General features: G+C 65.4%; 14 protein-coding genes and 1 tRNA gene. 5 read left to right on the forward strand and 10 right to left on the reverse strand.

The features are described from left to right. The first annotated feature begins 148 nt into the window (after positions 1-148). Positions 149-1,672: a platelet-activating factor acetylhydrolase IB subunit gene (locus ACCQ01_RS08250; RefSeq protein WP_228432885.1), complete on the forward strand. Its 1,524-nt coding sequence runs from the start codon at positions 149-151 to the stop codon at positions 1,670-1,672. 551 nt (positions 1,673-2,223) lie between these two features. Here ACCQ01_RS08250 and ACCQ01_RS08255 read toward each other — a convergent pair. Beyond that, positions 2,224-2,310: transfer RNA gene (locus ACCQ01_RS08255), tRNA-Leu, on the reverse strand. Positions 2,311-2,431: 121 nt separating this feature from the next. Between ACCQ01_RS08255 and rnr the strand changes: the two genes are divergently transcribed. The 4 genes from rnr to ACCQ01_RS08275 all read left to right on the forward strand — a co-directional run bounded on the left by rnr (position 2,432) and on the right by ACCQ01_RS08275 (position 9,902). After that, complete coding sequence (gene rnr / locus ACCQ01_RS08260; protein ID WP_228432884.1) at positions 2,432-4,957, forward strand: ribonuclease R; 2,526 nt, start codon at positions 2,432-2,434, stop codon at positions 4,955-4,957. Positions 4,958-5,083: 126 nt separating this feature from the next. Continuing rightward, entirely contained in the window at positions 5,084-5,557 is a 474-nt protein-coding gene (locus tag ACCQ01_RS08265; protein ID WP_014507360.1) for a GFA family protein, read from the forward strand. A 315-nt stretch (positions 5,558-5,872) separates the two neighbouring features. Then, a complete protein-coding gene (gene rlmB, locus ACCQ01_RS08270; RefSeq protein ID WP_228432883.1) occupies positions 5,873-6,622 on the forward strand; it encodes a 23S rRNA (guanosine(2251)-2'-O)-methyltransferase RlmB in 750 nt (249 codons plus the stop codon). A gap of 247 nt (positions 6,623-6,869) precedes the next feature. Further along, a complete protein-coding gene (locus ACCQ01_RS08275; protein ID WP_372358894.1) occupies positions 6,870-9,902 on the forward strand; it encodes a diguanylate cyclase domain-containing protein in 3,033 nt (1,010 codons plus the stop codon). A 178-nt stretch (positions 9,903-10,080) separates the two neighbouring features. On the opposite strand, the gene rnt is transcribed toward ACCQ01_RS08275, so the two are convergent. From rnt to ACCQ01_RS08320, 9 genes are all read right to left on the reverse strand, one after another. Continuing rightward, entirely contained in the window at positions 10,081-10,731 is a 651-nt protein-coding gene (gene rnt, locus ACCQ01_RS08280; RefSeq protein WP_011036706.1) for a ribonuclease T, read from the reverse strand. Between the two features lie 139 nt (positions 10,732-10,870). After that, positions 10,871-11,275, reverse strand: a complete 405-nt coding sequence (locus ACCQ01_RS08285; protein WP_019237786.1) for an RcnB family protein — start codon at positions 11,273-11,275, stop codon at positions 10,871-10,873. Positions 11,276-11,410: 135 nt separating this feature from the next. Further along, entirely contained in the window at positions 11,411-12,121 is a 711-nt protein-coding gene (phoU, locus tag ACCQ01_RS08290; RefSeq protein ID WP_042598798.1) for a phosphate signaling complex protein PhoU, read from the reverse strand. Between the two features lie 120 nt (positions 12,122-12,241). After that, on the reverse strand, positions 12,242-13,072 hold the full coding sequence (gene pstB / locus ACCQ01_RS08295) for a phosphate ABC transporter ATP-binding protein PstB (RefSeq protein WP_011036709.1): 831 nt from the start codon (positions 13,070-13,072) through the stop codon (positions 12,242-12,244). A 22-nt stretch (positions 13,073-13,094) separates the two neighbouring features. Beyond that, the gene (gene pstA / locus ACCQ01_RS08300; protein ID WP_228432881.1) at positions 13,095-13,958 is read right to left on the reverse strand and encodes a phosphate ABC transporter permease PstA; all 864 of its coding nucleotides are present in this window, start codon (positions 13,956-13,958) and stop codon (positions 13,095-13,097) included. Continuing rightward, positions 13,958-14,932, reverse strand: a complete 975-nt coding sequence (pstC, locus tag ACCQ01_RS08305) for a phosphate ABC transporter permease subunit PstC (RefSeq protein ID WP_011036711.1) — start codon at positions 14,930-14,932, stop codon at positions 13,958-13,960. The genes pstA and pstC overlap by 1 nt, the downstream gene beginning before the upstream one ends. A 111-nt stretch (positions 14,933-15,043) precedes the next feature. Beyond that, entirely contained in the window at positions 15,044-16,135 is a 1,092-nt protein-coding gene (gene pstS / locus ACCQ01_RS08310; protein ID WP_228432880.1) for a phosphate ABC transporter substrate-binding protein PstS, read from the reverse strand. A 177-nt stretch (positions 16,136-16,312) separates the two neighbouring features. Next, entirely contained in the window at positions 16,313-17,332 is a 1,020-nt protein-coding gene (gene pstS / locus ACCQ01_RS08315; RefSeq protein ID WP_012438693.1) for a phosphate ABC transporter substrate-binding protein PstS, read from the reverse strand. A gap of 192 nt (positions 17,333-17,524) precedes the next feature. Then, positions 17,525-18,775: an OprO/OprP family phosphate-selective porin gene (locus ACCQ01_RS08320; RefSeq protein ID WP_228432879.1), complete on the reverse strand. Its 1,251-nt coding sequence runs from the start codon at positions 18,773-18,775 to the stop codon at positions 17,525-17,527. Positions 18,776-18,821 lie beyond the last annotated feature (46 nt).

Here is an 18,821-nt window from a genome sequence, read left to right on the forward strand (position 1 = left end):
CTACGATGTCTAGGCTGCTCAGCCTGCACGGCGTCAGGCGCCGAGCCACCACCACAGCAGCGCCAAACCGCAGCCTCGCTGCGTACACGCTTGTCGTACGCCGCGCACGCAGACCACAATCGCCGCATCTCCCGTCTCTGGTGCGCGCATGTTCCGGTCTTTGCACGCGGTGGTTTCCCGCCTTTCGCTGTCTGCCATTGCGCCCGCGCTGGTGTGCTGTGGGCTATTGCTGGTCTGCACCGCGGCCACTGCGCAGACGCCGCCACCGTCGATCGTGCCGACCGACCGGCTGCAGGAGCCTTGGTGGTCGCAGCGGCATGCGCAGGTGCTCGAGCAGGCGAAACAACACGCCGACACGCCGCTGCTGCTGATCGGCGATTCGATCACCCAGAACTACGACAAAGCCCAGGCACCCGACGAGAATTTCCAGCCCACCTGGCAGACTTTTTACGGCAGCCGTGGTGCGCTCAACTTAGGCTTCAGCGGCGATGGCACCGAGCACGTGCTGTGGCGCCTGGCCAACGGTGAAGTGGACGGCCTGCATCCCAAGGTGGCCGTGGTGTTGATCGGCACCAATAACACCGGGCACCTGCAGCACACCGCCGAGCAGACCCAGCTGGGCATCGATGCGGTGGTCGCGGCGATCGAACAGAAGCTGCCACGCACGCACATCCTGTTGCTGGGTGTGCTGCCAAGTGCGGTCTCGGCCGAAAAGTCGCGCCGCGACGCGCAGGTCAACCAGGCCCTGGCGATGCGCTATGGCGATAATCCGCGCGTGACCTACCTGGATGTGGGGTCGATCTTCCTGCGCGACGGCGCGCTGCGCACCGAGCTGTTCTACGACACCCGCTTCCGCCCGCCGGCCGGTGCCCTGCATCCGGACACGCAGGGCCAGCGCATGCTGGCGGAAGCCATCGAGCCGACCCTGGCGAAGCTGCTGGGCGAGCCACCGGTCAAGCCGGTCGCCGAGCTCGGCCGCGACGTGGCAACCTCGCTGATCCCGGTCGATTGGCTGGAGCAGGACTCCTACGACTGGTACGCGCGCCACCACGCCGCACTGGCCACCGCGCGCAGCCTCAAGCCGGAGGTGGTGATGATCGGTGATTCGATCACGCATTTCTGGGCCGGCCCGCCGCAGGCCACGCGCGTCAGCGGGCCGGCGTCCTGGGCCTGGCTGTACGGCAAGCGGCCGGTGTTGAATCTGGGCTTTGGCTGGGACCGCACCCAGAACGTGCTGTGGCGCATTCGCCAGGGCGAACTCGATGGGCTCGATCCGCGTTGGGTGGTGCTGCATATCGGCACCAACAATCTCACCGGCACCGCGCAATCGCGCGCCAGTACGCCCGCCGAGACCGCGCAGGGCGTGGAAGCGGTGGTTGCCGAAGTGCGCCAGCGCCTGCCCAACAGCAAGTTGATCCTGATGGCGATCATGCCCCGCGGCCATCGCCCCGACAGCCCGCAGCGAGCGCCGATCGCCGAAACCAACCGCCTGCTTGCTGCGCGCTTTGCCGGTGACCCGGCGGTGCGGCTGGTGGATATCGCGCCGCAAATGCTGCAACCCGACGGCGCCTTGCCCGAGGCGCTGATGCCCGACGGTACCCACCCCAGCGAGGCCGGCTATCGGATCTGGGCACAGGCCCTGCGCGTGGCAGGCATTACTGCCGCGCCTTGAGCTGCGGTGTTCACGGGCGGCGCCGCCTGCGCCTGTGATCGTCGCTGCGATGCGATGCGATGAGGTGGGTCGAATTGCTTAGGTCGAGTTGCTGTTGCGTCGCAGCTGGCGCACGGCGCGTCCGGTTTCGTCGACGCCAATCGCATGACGTCTATCGCCCTGATGCTTGACCCTTGCGATTGAGCAGCACTTCTACGCGCGCGGCGCACACATGAGTTCGTTAGGAAAGGCTGGGAGCAAGCAAGCCGTGGGGCAGGGCAGAGACCACGCAGTTGCCGTGCTTGTCAGAGTCCGTTGAACTGCATGGTCATGCAGTCAACAGACAGGCTGAGGCTGCCTGCATCGAGGGCGCAAGCGCCAACGCATCGAGCAGGAACAAACAGGCCGGGTTAGGTGCTTTCGCCACAAGCCGAGCGCAGCCGCGCACATCTGGCGCAAGGCCTGCATTACCGATCTCGCGCAGCGTGCAGTGCCCACGTCGCAGCACCTACCCGAAAAAATCTGACCCCAGAAACCAGAAGACCCCCGATCGCTCGGAGGTCTTTTTAAACTGGTGCCCAGAAGAGGACTCGAACCTCCACGAAGTTGCCCCCGCTAGCACCTGAAGCTAGTGCGTCTACCAATTCCGCCACCTGGGCAGGTGAGCCGCGAATTTTGCAGACTCCTGGCGGGCTTGTCAACGGGTGATGTGGAGCAATTGCCAAGGGCCTGGCTGGCATTGCCGCCCACGTCAGGACCGCAAGGGGTACCATTAGGGTAATGACAAAGAAAAATACCCCCGATTCCGACCGGCCCAGCCGCCGCAAATCCGCCAGCCCGGGCGAGTCCAGCACCGCCGAGCAACAGAAACTGCCGGGCTGGATGCCGGACTTCCTGGTCCGCGCTGCGGCAGGTGCGTCCACCAAATCCGCCAACAAGCGCGCTGCGGCAAAGGCGTCGTCCGACCAGCCGGCACCTTCCGTCGAGCCTGCTGCGCCCCGCGCACCGCATCCTCGCAAGAGTGGCCCGCCTGCGCCGCCGCCGGAACGATTCCAGAAAGACGCCGTCCAGGCTGTTGCGGACGCCGGATTCAAGGACCCGCACGCCGACCGCGAAGCGCTGCGCTACGCCGAGCCGATTGCCAGCCGCGAAGCCATCCTGCAATTGCTGGAAGATTGCGACGGCCCGCAGACCGCTGAAGAAATCGCCGAACAGCTGGGCTTGAGCGATCGCATCGATGCGCTGGGCAAGCGCCTGGCCGCGATGGTGCGCGAAGCGCAGCTGGTGCAGAACCGCCGTGGCGGCTATGCACCGGTGCAGCAGACCAGCCTGATTGCCGGCGTGGTGATCGCCAATCCGGAAGGCTTCGGGTTCCTCAAGCCGGACGAAGGTGGCGACGACCTGTTCCTGCCGCCGTTCGAAATGCGCAAGGTCATGCACGGTGATCGCGCACTGGCCAACGTCACCGGCATTGACCGCCGTGGTCGCCGCGAAGGCGCCATTGCGCGTGTGCTGGAACGGCGCATGTCGCGCATGATCGGGCGCTTCTTCTACGAGCACGGCGTGGCCTACGTCGACCCCGACGACAAGCGCGTGCAGCGCAATGTGCAGATCGCCCCGGACGGCATCGGTGAGGCCCGCGAAGGCCAGCTGGTGGTGTGCGAGCTGATCGCACCGCCGGACGCGCGCCGCCCGGCGATCGGCAAGATCATCGCGGTTCTTGGCGACAAGCTGACCCCGTCGCTGGTGGTGGAAATGGCCATCCATGGCCACGAGTTGCCGCATGAATTCCCGCAGGAAGTGCTCGACGAAGCCGCGGCGGTGCCGCTGGTGGTCGAGCCGCAGATGATCGGCGGGCGCGTGGATCTGCGGCAGATGCCGCTGGTCACCATCGACGGCGAGGACGCCAAGGATTTCGACGACGCGGTGTATTGCGAGCCCAATGCCGACGGTTTCCGTCTGGTGGTGGCGATCGCCGACGTGTCCAACTATGTGCGTCCCGGCACGCCGCTGGACGACGAAGCGCAAAAGCGCGCCACCTCGGTGTATTTCCCCGGGTTTGTGGTGCCGATGCTGCCGGAGACCCTGTCCAACGGCATCTGTTCGCTGATGCCCAAGGTCGACCGCATGTGTTTCGTCTGCGATATGCAGGTCGGACGCGATGGCGAAGTGACCGGCTCGCGTTTTTACGAAGCGGTGATGAATTCGCATGCGCGCCTGACCTATAACCAGGTCTGGAAGGCGGTTGGCGAAGACGATGCCGATACCAAGGCGTTTATCGGCCCGTTGTTGCCGCAGGTGCAGCGTCTGCATCAGCTGTACAACGTGTTGTCGAAGGCGCGCACGCATCGCGGCGCGATCGAATTCGAAACCTCCGAAGTGCGCTTCGTGCTCGACAACACCGGCGAGGTCACCCAGGCCGGCATGCTGGTACGCAACGACGCGCACAAGCTGATCGAGGAATGCATGATCGCCGCCAACGTCGAGGCAGCGCGTTATTTGTTGAGCATGCATGTGCCTGCGCCGTACCGCGTGCATGAGCGGCCGCCGGAGAGCAAGTTCGAAGACCTGCTGGAGTTCCTCAAGGAATTCCAGCTGAGCCTGCCGGCGTGGAGCAAGGTGCGCCCAGGTGACTACACCAAGTTGCTGAAGAAGGTGCGTGCGCGTCCGGATGCCGCGCTGCTGGAATCGGTGCTGCTGCGCAGCCAGAGCCTGGCGGTGTATTCGCCGGAAAACAACGGGCACTTCGGCCTGGCACTGGAGGCGTATGCGCACTTCACCTCGCCGATCCGCCGTTATCCCGATCTGCTGGTGCACCGTGCGATCAAGCACGCGCTGACCGGCGCCAGCCCGGAAAAATACATCTACACCCCGCGTCAGATGGCCGCGTTGTCGCTGCAGTGTTCCGAGCGTGGCCGGCGTGCCGACGAGGCCGAGCGCGAAGTGGACGAGCGTTATCGCGCCGCCTGGATGGAAAAGCATGTCGGCGGCCAGTTCGACGGCGTGATCAGCGGTGTAACCAGCTTCGGCTTGTTCGTGGAATTGACCCAGTCCAAGGTCAACGGCCTGGTGCACGTCACCCAGCTGCCGCAGGACTACTACCAGTTCGATCCGATCCGCAAGACGATGACCGGCGAACGCCGCGGTCGCGAATTCCGTCTGGGCGACCCGGTACGCGTGTTGGTGCTCAAGGCGAGCATGGAAGAACGCAAGATCGACTTCCGTCTGGCCGAAGATGGTGCGCCTGCAGAAGCACCGCTGCCGCCGCGTGAGAAGCCGGCCAAGCGCAAGAAAAAGCCGTATTGATGCTGCGCGGTAGTGCGGGTGGCCGGCATGGCGGCCCGCACTGCTGAGCCGGACAGTGCGGAGTGAGTGCCACCGCGCCATGATGACGCGGTGGTTTGCCTAACACGCCGATCTGCGAGGCAAACGATGAGCGCATCTTCCGAATACAGCGGTGGCTGCCAATGCGGCGCGGTGCGCTTTCATGTGCGCGGCGTGCTGGACCACGCGTCAATCTGTCACTGCCGCATGTGTCAGAAAGCGTTTGGGGCGTATTACGCGCCGCTGGTGTCGGTGCGTGGCGCCGCGTTCCGCTGGACCCGCGGTGAGCCCAAGCGCTTCGCGTCGTCGACGCTGGTGCAGCGCGGTTTTTGCGCCGAGTGCGGCACGCCGTTGACCTATGAAGCACCTGATGGCGTGGCGATTGCCGCTGGTGCATTCGATACGCCAGAGCGGTTGCCCCCACATATTCAGTACGGGCTGGAGCGCAAGTTGCCGTTCGTCGATACCCTGACGCAGCTGCCGACACGCCCGAGCGAGGACGACGCGGCGGCATTGGCTTTCCAGGCCGCGCTCGTATCGCATCAGCATCCGGATCACGACACCGAGCGGTGGCCGGTGTAAGCAGCGATCGGGCCTCGCCTTGCAGGTCCTCGCTGTGTTCAATCAGGCTGATGTCGGCGCACTGCGGTTCGTTGCCGACGTCGACGCGACAAGCGTTCAAGCGCTTGTCCACAGCGGTTCACCTCGCGCGGAAACAGTCCGGCGCACGGCTGCCGTTGCGGCGTGCGCGCTGCGGGCAGCGGCGTATGACTCCCGCAGGTGCCAGCGGCGGCGCTGCAATCGTTTACCTGCTTTGTCAGGCGATCCATGCCCCGGCCGTGACGTAGCAGGCCGCAGGCCCTACCATTCCCCCTCATTTCTTCGTATGCCCGCGCAATGAGCAAGCAGAACCAGTGGATCGTCGGCGTCAATGCTGTCGCCTCGTCCGTCGAGAACGACGCCGACAACGTGCGCGAGGTCCTGATCGAGGCCGGTAGCAAGAACCCGCGCCTGACCGAGATCGAAGAACAGGCGCGCCGCAAGGGCATCGACGTGCGCCGGGTCAACACCCAGGCGCTGGACGGCGTGGGCGGGCAGGTGCGCCATCAGGGTGTGGCTGCGCGCTACGCCGCAGCGCGACTCTGGGCCGAGAACGAACTGGAAGGCCTGGTGGAGAGTGCGCAAGGGCGCGCGCTGGTGCTGATCCTGGACGGCGTGCAGGACCCGCACAACCTGGGGGCCTGCCTGCGCAGCGCCGCTGCTGCCGGCGTCACCGCGGTGGTGATTCCCAAGGACAAGTCCGCCACGGTCAACGCCACCGTGCGCAAGACCTCGGCCGGCGCGGCCGACCGCATCCCGGTGGTGGCGGTGACCAACCTGGCGCGCTGCCTGCGCGATCTGCAGAAGCAGGGCGTATGGCTGTATGGCCTGGCCGGCGAAGCGGAGGCTTCGCTGTACAGCGTGGACCTGCGCGGCAATGTCGGCCTGGTTCTGGGCGGCGAGGGCGATGGCTTGCGTCGGCTCACCCGCGAGCATTGCGATGGCCTGGTCAAGATTCCGATGCCCGGTGACATCGAAAGCCTCAATGTCTCGGTGGCCACCGGCGTGACCTTGTTCGAGGCCGTGCGCCAGCGTCTGGGCGCCTGAGTCATGCGGTGCGCCGGCGCCGCAGTGCGCGGGCCGGGCACTGCGGCAGCGAGTTTATAAGCGCGCAGCGCTCATCGGTGGCATACCGGCAACACCACACTCTTGCGCAATTGCAGCGCATCGCGCGGTGCGCTGGCCTCGTCCACGCACCGGCCAGCCCACTACATCAGGTCTGGCCATCGCGACAGCGGCACTGCCGCGCTTTTTTGCCTACCATATCCGCAGCGAACGGCGTGTCGTGTGGGTGATGAAGCTTGGGGTGGGCGCTCGCAGCGCGGGCGATAGTGGGGATGGCGCAACGGCGTCGACACGAGGGTGGGGGCAGTGGCAACGCTGGCTCGCGGCCTGCGTGTGCGCGCTGTTGTGGATGTGCTCGCTTGCAGCACACGCGGCCCCGGGCACGAGCGCACGCCTGCGCGACTACGCCATCGACAGCTGGAGTTCGCGCAACGGACTGCCGCATAACTCGCTGCGCGACATCGCCCAGACCGCCGATGGCTACCTGTGGTTCGCCACCTGGGAGGGCCTGGTCCGCTACAACGGGCTGGAATTCACCGTCATCGATCGCAGCACGCGGCCCGGCCTGCCCGACAACGGCGTCGGCGCGCTGTACGTGGATCACGACGACGCCCTGTGGCTGAGTGATGCACGCGGCAATCTGGTGCGCCACGGTGCCGATGGTCACTGGCGGCAGTGGCCGCGCCGTGCCGATTGGCCACAGGCGCTGATCCACGGCATGACCATGGATGCCGATGGCCGGATGTGGCTGCTGTTCGAAGGCCATGGACTGGGCTGCCTTTGGCCGGATGGGCGCTTCGACTATTTCCCGCCGCAGGCAGGCGTGCCGTTGCAAAGCAGCTTCCCGCGGATGGTGTTCGACGGCCGGGGACGGCTGTTGATCGGCACCTTGGATGGGCTGATCTACCGCGAGCCGGATGGCCGCATGCATCGCGCACCCGCAGCGTTCGGCCTGCCGCCGGGTCTGGCCTGGCCGTATCGGGCACCGGACGGCACGGTGTGGGTGGTGGCCGGCGAGCAGCTGTATCGCCTGCAGGGCGAACGTGCGCAGCTGGTGCACCAGGTGCCGGGGCAGGGCCACTTCACTGCGATGCTGCAGGATCGCCATGGCGACCTGTGGCTGGGCAGCGAGAGCCAGGGCCTGCTGCGCATTGGCAGCCACGGCGTGGAGCATCTGGAGGCTGGCCGTGCGCTGCCCACCGGGCGCATCGTCAGCCTGCGCGAGGATGCCGAAGGCAGCATCTGGGTGGGCGCCAACGGTGGCCTGTTCCGCCTGCGCGAAACCTTGTTCAGCAGCTACAGCCAGCGCGACGGGCTCAGTGGCGACTACGCGCGCGCGCTGCTGGAAGACCGCGATGGCAGTCTATGGGTGGCGACCACCGCAGGCCTGGACCGCCTGCTGCCCGACGGCCGCATCGTGCCGGTGCCGGTGGCCACACCGTCCGGGCGGCGGTTGTCGGTGCTCAGCCTGGCGCTGGATGGGCGCGGCGACCTGTGGGTGGGCACCTATGCCGATGGCGTGTTCGTGCTGCGCAACGGGCGTGTGCTGCGCCACTTCGGTGAGGCCGACGGCATTCCCAACGGGCACATTCGCGCAATCGTGATCGACGATGCCGACACCGTCTGGCTGGCGACCCAACGTGGCGTGGTGCATCTGGTCGATGGGCGGCGGGCGCCGCTGGCCATCACCGGCCTGCCCGATGGTGTGGTGACTGCGCTGGCCAGCATCGATGGCGCGCTGTGGGTCGGTTCGGTCGATGGCGCGGCCGTGGTCCGTGACGGTGTGCTGCAGCAGCTGCTGCTGGAGCGGCTGGGCGGTGCGCGCAGCGTGTTCGGATTCCAGCGCGTTGGCGAAGATGTCTGGATTTCCACCGATCGTGGGCTGTACCGGGCACGTCGTGGCGCGCTGGCACGCGTGGGGCTGGAGCAGGGCATGCCGGTGGACACCGTGTTCCAGCTGGTCGCCGACCGCCTGGGCAATGCCTGGATCAGCAGCAACCGCGGCGTGCTGCGAACTGAACTCAATACACTCAATGCAGTGGCCGACGGGCGCGGCCGGCTCGGCATCGAACGCTACGGCGAAATCGATGGCATGGGCAACGCGCAGGCCAATGGCAGCTCTGGCCCGAGCATGATCGAACGTGCCGATGGCACCGTGTGGGTGGTGACGGCCGGCGGCGTGAGCACCGTGGACCCGGCACGCCTGCAGCGCTTCCGCGAACGGCCCGCGCCGCCGCCGTTGATCGAAAACGTGCAGCAAGGCGGCCGCCCGGTGCCATGGCGGCAGCAGACCAAGCTGCCGGGCGGGCAGCGGCTGACGGTGTCCTATGTCGGCATGAGTTTCCTGCTGCCCGAACGCATCGAGTACCGCACGCGCCTGGATGGTCTGGACAACACCTGGATCGAGCGTGGCCGGCAGCGCAGCGTGGAATTCATCGGCCTGCCGCCGGGGCGTTACAGCTTGCGTGTGGCCGCGCGCCACCCAGGTGGTGCCTGGAGTCCGCACGAAGCGGTCTGGGCGTTCGAGGTGCTGCCGCTGTGGTGGCAACGCCAGGACGTGCGGCTGGCCGGCGTGCTGGGCGCGCTGCTGTTGCTGGCGTTGCTGTATCGCTTTCTGTTGCGGCGCTACAAGACCCACAACGCGCGGCTGGCCGAACTGGTGCGCAAGCGCACCGAAGACCTGCAACGGCAGGCGCAACGGCTGTTGCAGGCCAACCAGGAAAAGAGCGAGTTGCTGACGCGTTTGCGCATCAAGTCCGATGCGTTCGAACGCCAGGCCCACGAAGATGCGTTGACTGGTTTGCCGAACCGGCGGCATTTCGACGAGGCGCTGGCACGTGATCTAAGTCGTGCCCGCCGTAGCGGGCGGCCGCTGGTGCTGGCGATTCTGGACATCGACCATTTCAAACGCATCAACGACCAGTATTCGCATGCCAGCGGCGATGCGGTGCTGCATGACGTGGGCGTACTGCTCACGGCGGCGGCGCGTGCCTCGGACCTGCCCGCGCGCCTGGGTGGTGAGGAATTTGCGCTGCTGCTCAGCGACACCACGCTTGAGCAGGCGCACGCCTTGTGCCTGCGCATCCGCGCGCAATTCCATGCGCGGCATGACTGGGGCGGCGTGGAAGACCTGCAAGTGACCTTCAGTGCGGGACTGGCCGAACTGGGCGAGGAAGAGTCGGGTTCATCGCTGATGCAACGCGCCGACCATGCGCTCTACGAAGCCAAGAGCGCCGGGCGCGACCGGATCTGTATTGGTTAGGACGGGATTGGGGATTTGGGATTCGCAAGAGCGCGCTGTTTGGCGCTGTGCTGGTTACAAGAAACGGCGCGGGGAATTAATCGCGTTGCATGCAGCACTGCTGCTACCGACGTTGTCTCAGAAGCCGGGAGCGCCGCTCTTACGAGTCCCTAATCCCGACTGCCCAATCCCCACCCACTCACCCCGCGCTGGCCGGGCCCGGCCACGCGTTGGCAATCTTGCAGAACAGCCGCGCGGTCTGTTCGGTGTCGTACACCGCGCTGTGCGCATCGGCGCTGTTCCAGTCCAGGCCGGCGGCCTGCGCGGCGCGCGCGAGCACGGTCTGGCCGTATGCCACGCCGGCCAGGGTCACCGTGTCGAACACGCTGAACGGATGGAAGGGGTTGCGCTTGTGGCCAACGCGGGCAACCGCGGCATTGAGAAAATTCAGGTCGAAATGCGCGTTATGGCCCACCAGGATCGCGCGCTGGCAGCCATACTTCTTGACCGCTGCGCGCACCGGTGCGAACACATGGTCCAGCGCGTCCTTTTCCTGCTTGGCGAAACGGAACGGATGGTCGAGCACGATGCCGGTGATCTCCAGCGACTTCGGGTCGATCTCCAGCCCCGGCGCCGGCACCAGATGCGCACTGGCGGTTTCGCCCGGGAAGAAATGCCCCTGCGCGTCCATCTCGATCGGCACGCAGGCGATTTCCAGCAAAGCGTGCTTGTTCCAGTCGAACCCGCCGGTTTCCACGTCCACCACCACCGGCAGATAGCCGCGAAAACGCCGCGACATGGGGAGCAGGGAGGGGGAGGGTTGCAGGTCGACCGGTTCGTTCATAGGCATAGCCTAGCAGGTCGCATGGCCGGCCCGATCGGTCACACGGCCGCCGTCCTTGCGCAGTAGAAAGACGGCCAGACACGAAAAGGCCAGACCCGCGCGTGCACGGATCGGGCCTGGTGACGTCAGCTGCGGGGCGCAGGTATCAGCGGCCGGCGACCACGCTGGCAATCAGGCCGGTCGCAACCGCGATCAACACGTAGGTGTTGTCCACACGGCGCCACTCATGACCACGCGGCGGCGTGTTCAGGTGATGCTTGCGGTAGTCGGCCACGCGGTTGCCGCGATGGTCCGGTGCCAGCCGTTCGCCGCGGCGGTACGGCGGGCCGTGGCGATCGTTGCGGTGGTCGTTGGCGCGCGCATTGCGGTGGTCGTCGCGGTGATCATCGTGGCGGTCGTCGTGACGGTCAGGGCCACGGTCGTCATGGCGTTGTGCAGACCGGTTGCGATCGTCGTCGTGGCCGCGGTTGTCGTGCTGCTGAGGTGCGGCAAACGCGCCGCCGGATGCCAGCAGCGACAGGGCCATGAAGGAACCAATGATGCGTTTCATCTGCGCGACTCCTGAGGTCACAGGGACTGCCTGTGCAATTTCACCCTAGGCGTCTGAAGATGAATACGTAATGAAATAAAGCTTTTCGGGCGATCTCCCGGTCATCCGCAGCGCCGCTGGGGCAGAGCGCTGGCCTCAGATGACGCCGGTAGTGCTGGTCTCGTCGCGCTTCAGTCGCGGCGGCAGCGGCTGCTCGCCATGCACCAGGAACCAGACGTTCTCGGCGATATTGGTGGCGTGGTCGCCGATCCGTTCCAGGTTCTTGGCCATGAACAGCAGATGCGTGCACGGGGTGATGTTGCGCGGGTCTTCCATCATGTAGGTGAGCAGCTCGCGGAACAGTGCGGTGTACTGCGCATCCAGGCGTGCATCTTCGTCGCGCACACGGATCGCCGCATCGGCATCCTTGTTGCGGTAGGCCTGCACGGCTTCGCGCACGGCCTGCGCGGCCATCTGGCCGAGCGCGCGCAAGCCCACCGTCTGCGGCAGCGGCGGCGCGGAATTGAGTGCGATCGAGCGCTTGGCCACGTTGGCCGCGTAATCGCCGATGCGTTCGATATCGGCCGGAATCCGCAGGCCGGCCAGGATCTCGCGCAGGTCGCGCGCCATCGGCCCGCGCAATGCCAGCCGCATCACGTCATGGCTGATCGCATGTTCCAGCGCATCGATGGCTTCGTCGTTGACCACGATGCGGTGCGCGGCATTGTCATCACGGCGCTCCACCACATCCAGCGCCGCTTCCAGCTGCGCCACTGCGGTATCACCCATGCGCACGATTTCGGCGACAAGACGGTGCTGCTCCTCGTCGTAGCTTTTGACGATGTGGTCGTTGAGGTGCTGGTTCATCGTGTTCTCGATTCGTGGCAGTGGTGGATGTCCGTCCCTGCCCAGGCATGCGCATGCAGGTGGCGTCGCACGCGGCGGGGTGGCGGAGCTGCTTCAATGCGGTGATACGGCAGGCCTACATCAGCCGAAGCGGCCAGTGATGTAGTCCTCGGTCTGCTGCTTGGACGGCTGCGAGAAAATGGTTTCGGTGCGATCGTGTTCGATCAAATCGCCCAGATACATGAAGGCGGTGTAATCGGAGACGCGTGCGGCCTGCTGCATGTTGTGGGTCACGATCACGATGGTGTAATCGCGCTTGAGTTCTTCCACCAGTTGCTCGATACGGCTGGTGGAAATCGGATCCAGCGCGGAGGTCGGTTCGTCCAGCAACAGCACGTCCGGCCGCAGCGCCACCGCACGCGCGATGCATAGGCGCTGCTGCTGGCCACCCGACAGACCCAGCGCGCTTTGGCCCAGCTTGTCCTTGACCTCGTCCCACAGCGCGCCCTGGCGCAGCGCGTGCTCGACGCGGTTCTGCATGTCGGCCTTGGACAGTTTCTCGTGGTGACGGATGCCGTAGGCCACGTTCTCGAAGATGGTCATCGGGAACGGCACCGGCTTCTGGAACACCATGCCGACCTTGCTGCGCAGGCGGTTCATCGGATATTTCGGCGACAGGATATTTTCGCCATCCAGCAGCACTTCGCCACGCGCTTCCAGCTTCGGGTACAGCGCATAGATGCGGTTGAAGATGCGCAGCAGCGTGGACTTGCCGCAACCGGATGGCCCGATCAGCGCGGTGACGCGCTTTTCCGGGATTTCGATATTGATGCCCTTGAGCGCGTGGTACTTGTCGTAATAGAAGTCCAGGTTACGTGCGGCCACCTTCACCGGCGCCTGCGCCGTCGGCGCCCCCTTGGCGGCCGGAACAGCGATGCGATGCATCGGCTTGGCGTTTTGGAGATCGTTCATGTCGGGCGTCCGGAAAGAAAGGTCAGTCATTGGAAATCTTGTTACGCAACAGCAGCGCACGTGCGCCCAGGCTCACCAACAAGACGAACACGGTCAGTACCAGTGCACCCGACCAGGCCAGTGTCTGCCACGACTCATACGGGCTGCCGGCAAACTGGTTCATGATCACTGGCACGCTGGCCATCGGCTGGAAGATGTTGCTGTTCCAGTACTGGTTGCCGAAGGCGGTGAACAGCAGTGGTGCGGTTTCGCCGCTGATACGCGCCAGCGCCAGCAGCACGCCGGTGACGATGCCGGCAGACGCGCTGCGATACAGCACCTGCACGGTCACCTTCCAATGCGGAATGCCCAGCGACAGCGCCGCTTCGCGCATTTGCGAAGGCACCAGGCGCAGCATTTCGTCGGTGGTGCGCACCACCACCGGCAGCACGATGAAGGCCAGCGACAGCGCACCGGCGAACGCGGAGAAGCGCCCGCCGGTCTGCATCACGTACAGCGTGTACACGAACAGGCCCAGCACGATGGACGGTGCCGACAGCAGGATGTCGTTGACGAAGCGCACCACCACGCCGGTCTTGCGCGCATTGCCGTATTCGGCCAGCCAGGTACCGGCCGCCACGCCCAGCGGCGTGCCGATCGCGATCGCCAGGCCACACATCACCGCGCTGCCGAAGAAGGCATTGAGCAAGCCGCCTTCCTGCATCGGCGGCGGGGTCATCTTGGTAAACAGGTTGACGTCGATGCCGGGCACGCCCTTGGACAGCAGCGTCCACAGGATCCAGCCGAGGAAGAACAGCCCGAACAACGCCGTGATGCAGGACAGCAGCAGCGCCACCACGTTGGTGATGCGGCGCCGCGTGTAGAGGTGTTGCGAGACCGACGACATCAGTTGCCCTCCCGACGCGAGAGCTGCATCAGCATGAAGCGCGCAATGGCCAGCACGATGAAGGTCACGATGAACAACACGAAGCCCAGCAACAGCAGCGCGGAGCGATAGGTTTCAGTTGCCTCACCGAAATCGTTGGCGATCAATGCCGCAATGGTGGTGCCTGGTTCGAGCAGCGACGGCGACAGGCGCACCGTGTTGCCGACCACGAAGGCCACCGCCATGGTTTCACCCAGTGCGCGGCCCAAGCCCAGGAACACGCCGCCAATCACGGCAGACCGCGTGTAGGGCAGCACGATGTCCCAGCTGACTTCCCACTTGGTCGATCCCAGCGCGTACGCCGATTCCTTCAGGCGCGTCGGCACGGTCAGGAATACTTCGCGCATCACCGAGGAAATGAACGGGATCACCATGATCGCCAGCACAAAGCCTGCGGTCAGCAGGCCGATGCCCAGCGGCGGGCCCTGAAACAGTTTGCCGATCAGTGGCAGCGTGCCCAGGTTGTCGTTGAGCCACGGCGTCACGTGCTCGGTCATCACCGGCACTAGCACGAACAGGCCCCACATGCCGTAGATGATCGAAGGAATGCCGGCGAGCAACTCGATTGCCGTGCCGACCGGGCCGCGCAACCAGCGCGGCGCTACTTCGGTGAGGAAGAAGGCGATGCCGAAACTCACCGGCACTGCAATCACCATCGCGATCAACGCAGTGACCAAGGTGCCGTAGATCGGTGCCAGCGCACCGTATTTGTTCTCGACCGGATTCCAGTCGGCGGAATAGAAGAAGCTCAGGCCCTGCATCTGCAGCGCGTGGCGTCCGCCCCACAACATCGACAGCGCAGCGCTGCCCAGGGCCAGCAGGACGAAGACGACGGTTGCCGCCAATGCCAGTTTGAACAGGCGATCGGCACGCGCATCGCGCAGATCGCGGCCGCGCGGTGCGGTCATCGCTTCGGGAATGGCGGTGGCATTCATTCGATTGGGCTCGTCACCCGCGCAATCGCGGGAGCGTGAGATAGCAGGATCGACGCGGCGCCCTCAGGCACCGCGTCGCAGCGCAACCCGCCACAGCGGCGGGGGCGAACATCACTTGAACTCGCTGCCCCAGTAGGCTTCGATCTGCTTCACCAGCTCCGGCGGCAACGGCACGTAGTGCAGTTCGCTGGCCTGGGCCTGGCCGTTTTCCAGCGCCCACTTGAAGAAATCCAGCGTGGCCTTGCTGCGGGCCGCATCCTTGGGCTGCTTGTGCATCAGCATGAAGTTGGTCGCGGTGATCGGCCAGGCCTTCTCGCCCGGTGCATTGGTGATCACCAGGTTGAAGTCCTTGGCGTTGGTCCAGTCGGCGCTGGCCGCTGCGGCGGCGAAGCTTTCAGCGTTTGGCTCCACCCACTGGCCGGCAGCGTTCTGCATCGACGCGTACGGCATCTTGTTCTGCAGCGCGTAGGCCAGTTCGACATAGCCGATCGAGCCCTTGATCTGCTGCACGTACGAGGCCACGCCTTCGTTGCCCTTGCCGCCCACGCCGCCCGGCCATTGCACCGAGGTGCCTTCGCCGACCTTGGTCTTCCACTCCGGGCTGACCTTGGACAGGTAGTTGGAGAAGTTGAACGTGGTGCCCGAACCGTCGGAGCGATGCACCAGGTTGATCTTGGTCGCCGGCAGGGTCACGCCCGGGTTGGCCGCAGCAATCGCCGCGTCGTTCCACATGGTGACCTTGCCCAGGAAGATGTCGCCGAGCAGGGCGCCGGTCAGGCGCAGCTTGCCGGGCGCCATGCCTTCGATGTTCACCACCGGCACTACGCCGCCGATGGCCGAGGGGAACTGGCCCAGGCCGGCCTGCTGCAGCTCGGCGCTATCGAGCGGCTTGTCGGAGGAGCCGAAATCCACGGTGCCGGCCTTGATCTGCGCAATGCCGCCGCCGGAACCGATCGACTGGTAATTGACCTTGTTGCCGGTGGCGGCGTTGTAGTCGGCCGACCACTTGGACACCAGCGGGTAGATAAAGGACGCACCGGCGCCGGCGATCTCCGCGGTCTTGCTCTCGCCGGCCGCCGCGCCTGCGTTGGCACCGCCTTGTGCGGGATCGCCGGACTGCGCGTCCTTGCCGGGCGAGCAGGCCGTCAGGGCAAGGGCGATGGTGAGGGACAGGGCGGTCAGGCTGGCCGACTGCAATTTCATGGTGGCTCCGAGGCAGGATTGGCCGGGTGTCCGGCAGACGCAGCTATGAAATGATGTTTTTGTTACACGTGCATGACAGTGCCATCCGGGCACTGGCATCACAAAAAAAGACGCGGACCCGAAAGTCCGCGTCCCGGTCCGGACGCCGGGGAGAGAGACGGCGTCGGTCCTGTGCACTTAGCGGGGCAGGGTCTTGGCCCAGTAGGCCTCGATCTGGCTGACCAGCGTGTCCGGCAGCGGCACGTAGTCCAGCGCCTTGGCCTGCGCATCGCCCTTGCTGTAGACCCAACGGAAGAACTCCAGGGTGTTCTTCAGGCCGGCCGGATTCTTCGGCTTCTTCTGCACCAGGATGAAATTGGTGGCGGTGATCGGCCAGGCGTTGTCGCCGGCGGCATTGGTCATCACCAGGTAGAAGTCCTTGCTGCTGCCCCAGTCGGCACTGTTGGCGGCCGCGGCGAAGGTCTCATCGGACGGCTGCACAAACTTGCCGGCCGCATTCTTCATCGCGGTGTAGGCCATCTTGTTCTGCAGCGCGTACGACAGCTCGACATAGCCGATGCCGCCCTTGATCTGCTTCACGTAGGCGGCCACGCCTTCGTTGCCCTTGCCGCCGATGCCGGTCGGCCACTGCACCGCGGTGCCTTCGCCGACCTTGCTCTTCCAGTCCGGATTGACCTTGGACAGATAGTTGGTGAAGTTGAAGCTGGTGCCCGAACCGTCGGAGCGATGCACTACGGTGATCTTGCTGTCGGGCAGCTTCACGCCCGGGTTCAGCGCAACGATGGCCGCATCGTTCCAGGTGGTGACCTTGCCCAGGAAGATATCGCCCAGGGTCTTGCCGTCCAGCTTGACCGCACCGGCAGCGATGCCCGGCACGTTGATCACCGGCACCACGCCGCCGATCACCGAGGGAAACTGCGCCAGCCCGGCGGCAGCCAACTCTTCGGGCTTGAGCGGGGCATCGGAAGAGCCGAAATCCACACTGGCGGCCTTGATCTGCGCAATGCCGCCACCGGAGCCGATCGACTGATAGTTGACCTGCTTCTTGGTGGCGGTGTTGTAGTCGGCCGACCACTTCGACATGACCGGGTAAATGAACGATGCGCCGGCGCCGGTGACATCGGCAGCCTGGGCGCCCATGGCCAGTGCGGCAGCGAGCACGCCGACAGCCAGACGGGATTTGATGGAAGAGATCACGGAACAGCTCCTTGTAGCGATAGGGATGACGTCCCGCAGGGCGCCATTGCAGGGCAACGGCGTGACTGCGCAATGTCGGGGAGATGACACGAAGATGACGGGGCGGAAGTGGCACCTTTCACAGCGACGCACAGCGCCACGTGCCGTCAGTGCCAGCGGCAGGTGTCCGCAGACGCCTGCCGCTGCGATGGCTTACCAATAGAACTGCGCGCGTGCCTCGATGATCGACGGGTTGTCGTCGACCAGCCCGCGGGTGGCGCTGTTGTAGCGGGTGCTTTCGACCTTGGCGTAGTCGAGTGCGAACTTGAAGTTGGAGCGCCAGTACCAGTTGGCGCCGATGGTCCACACATCCATCTTGCCGCCCAGCACGCCATCGACGAACGGCGTGTTGCCGTTGGCGACCAGGTGGCCGTCGTTGAGGTCCAGGGTGTCGTAGCGCACTGCCAGCTGCCACATGCCCGATGCCGGTTCGTTGGGCAGCGGGGTGGTCGGCACGCCGGCCTTGTAGCCCCAGGTCTCGCCGGTGATGTTCCAGACCCCGCTGACGTACCAGCCGTCACTCTTATAGTCGTTTGCGCTGGCGCCGATGCGGTTGGCGTTTTCCCGGAAGTACTCGCTCTGCAGCTTGAACGGCCCGGTGATCCACATCGCTTCAGCGCCAGCCACGCCCACGTTGTCGACATTGGTGATGGCACCGCTGTCGATCAGGCGCACGGTGGTGAGGTCGGCGTCCGGCCGCGCGCGCAGGCGCAGGGTGTCGTCGTCGGTGTCGTAGGCCAGATAGCTGAGGCCGAAGTGCAGCACATTGCCGGTCTCATTGATCGGCGCCCAGGTGCCGCGTGCGCCGTAGCCGCTGCCGTGGGCCTGGTTGCGGGTCAGTTCGCGGCCGAACGCGCTGGCGGTCAGGCTCCAGTTGTTGTCGCCCATGCCGTACGCCACACCGAGCCGGCGCGAGATGCCGTAGGTATTGGTGACCGCGGCCTTGGACACAAAGTCATTGTTCTTGGTGCTGGACAGCTCTTCCAGGCTGTTGGGCTGCTTGAACTGGCCGAACTGCAGGTAGTTGTTGGCGTTGCCGCCGAACTTGTACTTGATGTTGTTGTCCAGGAAGCGTCCGGTGCTGCGGATGGTGGTGCCGCGCACAGTGACTTCCTTCAGCACGCTGGGGTCGTAGCCGGCGACCCATTCAAAGTTGCCCGGCCCCTTGCCCTTGAGCACCAGCTCGGCGCGGCGAATGCTGAATTCGGAATTGTCACCGTTGGCGCCGATCGGGCCGTTGAGATCCTGCACGTCGTTGTGGAACCAGTTGCCATCGGCCTGGACCAGGCCTTCCAGCGACATTTCCGAGCCGCCGATCACATCGATGGCGATTTCGGCGTGGGCTGCCGGCGCGGCGAGCGCCATCAGCAATGCGGAGCCGAGCAGGGTAGGAGAAAGTTTCATGGTGCCTTGCGACCTGACGAGAAAGTGGGCGCAGGCTAGGTCGTGA

Source organism: Xanthomonas sp. NCPPB 4037 (genome assembly GCF_041475695.2).
Lineage (GTDB): Bacteria > Pseudomonadota > Gammaproteobacteria > Xanthomonadales > Xanthomonadaceae > Xanthomonas > Xanthomonas campestris.

Bases quoted from the DNA above. Each gene is read 5' to 3' on its own strand.
- pstS (WP_228432880.1), bottom strand. From the start codon at position 16,135: ATGAAATTGCAGTCGGCCAGCCTGACCGCCCTGTCCCTCACCATCGCC.
- ACCQ01_RS08275 (WP_372358894.1), top strand. From the start codon at position 6,870: ATGAAGCTTGGGGTGGGCGCTCGCAGCGCGGGCGATAGTGGGGATGGC.
- pstC (WP_011036711.1), bottom strand. From the start codon at position 14,932: ATGAATGCCACCGCCATTCCCGAAGCGATGACCGCACCGCGCGGCCGC.
- rnr (WP_228432884.1), top strand. From the start codon at position 2,432: ATGACAAAGAAAAATACCCCCGATTCCGACCGGCCCAGCCGCCGCAAA.
- phoU (WP_042598798.1), bottom strand. From the start codon at position 12,121: ATGAACCAGCACCTCAACGACCACATCGTCAAAAGCTACGACGAGGAG.
- rnt (WP_011036706.1), bottom strand. From the start codon at position 10,731: ATGCCTATGAACGAACCGGTCGACCTGCAACCCTCCCCCTCCCTGCTC.
- ACCQ01_RS08250 (WP_228432885.1), top strand. From the start codon at position 149: ATGTTCCGGTCTTTGCACGCGGTGGTTTCCCGCCTTTCGCTGTCTGCC.
- pstB (WP_011036709.1), bottom strand. From the start codon at position 13,072: ATGAACGATCTCCAAAACGCCAAGCCGATGCATCGCATCGCTGTTCCG.
- ACCQ01_RS08285 (WP_019237786.1), bottom strand. From the start codon at position 11,275: ATGAAACGCATCATTGGTTCCTTCATGGCCCTGTCGCTGCTGGCATCC.
- ACCQ01_RS08320 (WP_228432879.1), bottom strand. From the start codon at position 18,775: ATGAAACTTTCTCCTACCCTGCTCGGCTCCGCATTGCTGATGGCGCTC.
- ACCQ01_RS08265 (WP_014507360.1), top strand. From the start codon at position 5,084: ATGAGCGCATCTTCCGAATACAGCGGTGGCTGCCAATGCGGCGCGGTG.
- pstA (WP_228432881.1), bottom strand. From the start codon at position 13,958: ATGTCGTCGGTCTCGCAACACCTCTACACGCGGCGCCGCATCACCAAC.
- rlmB (WP_228432883.1), top strand. From the start codon at position 5,873: ATGAGCAAGCAGAACCAGTGGATCGTCGGCGTCAATGCTGTCGCCTCG.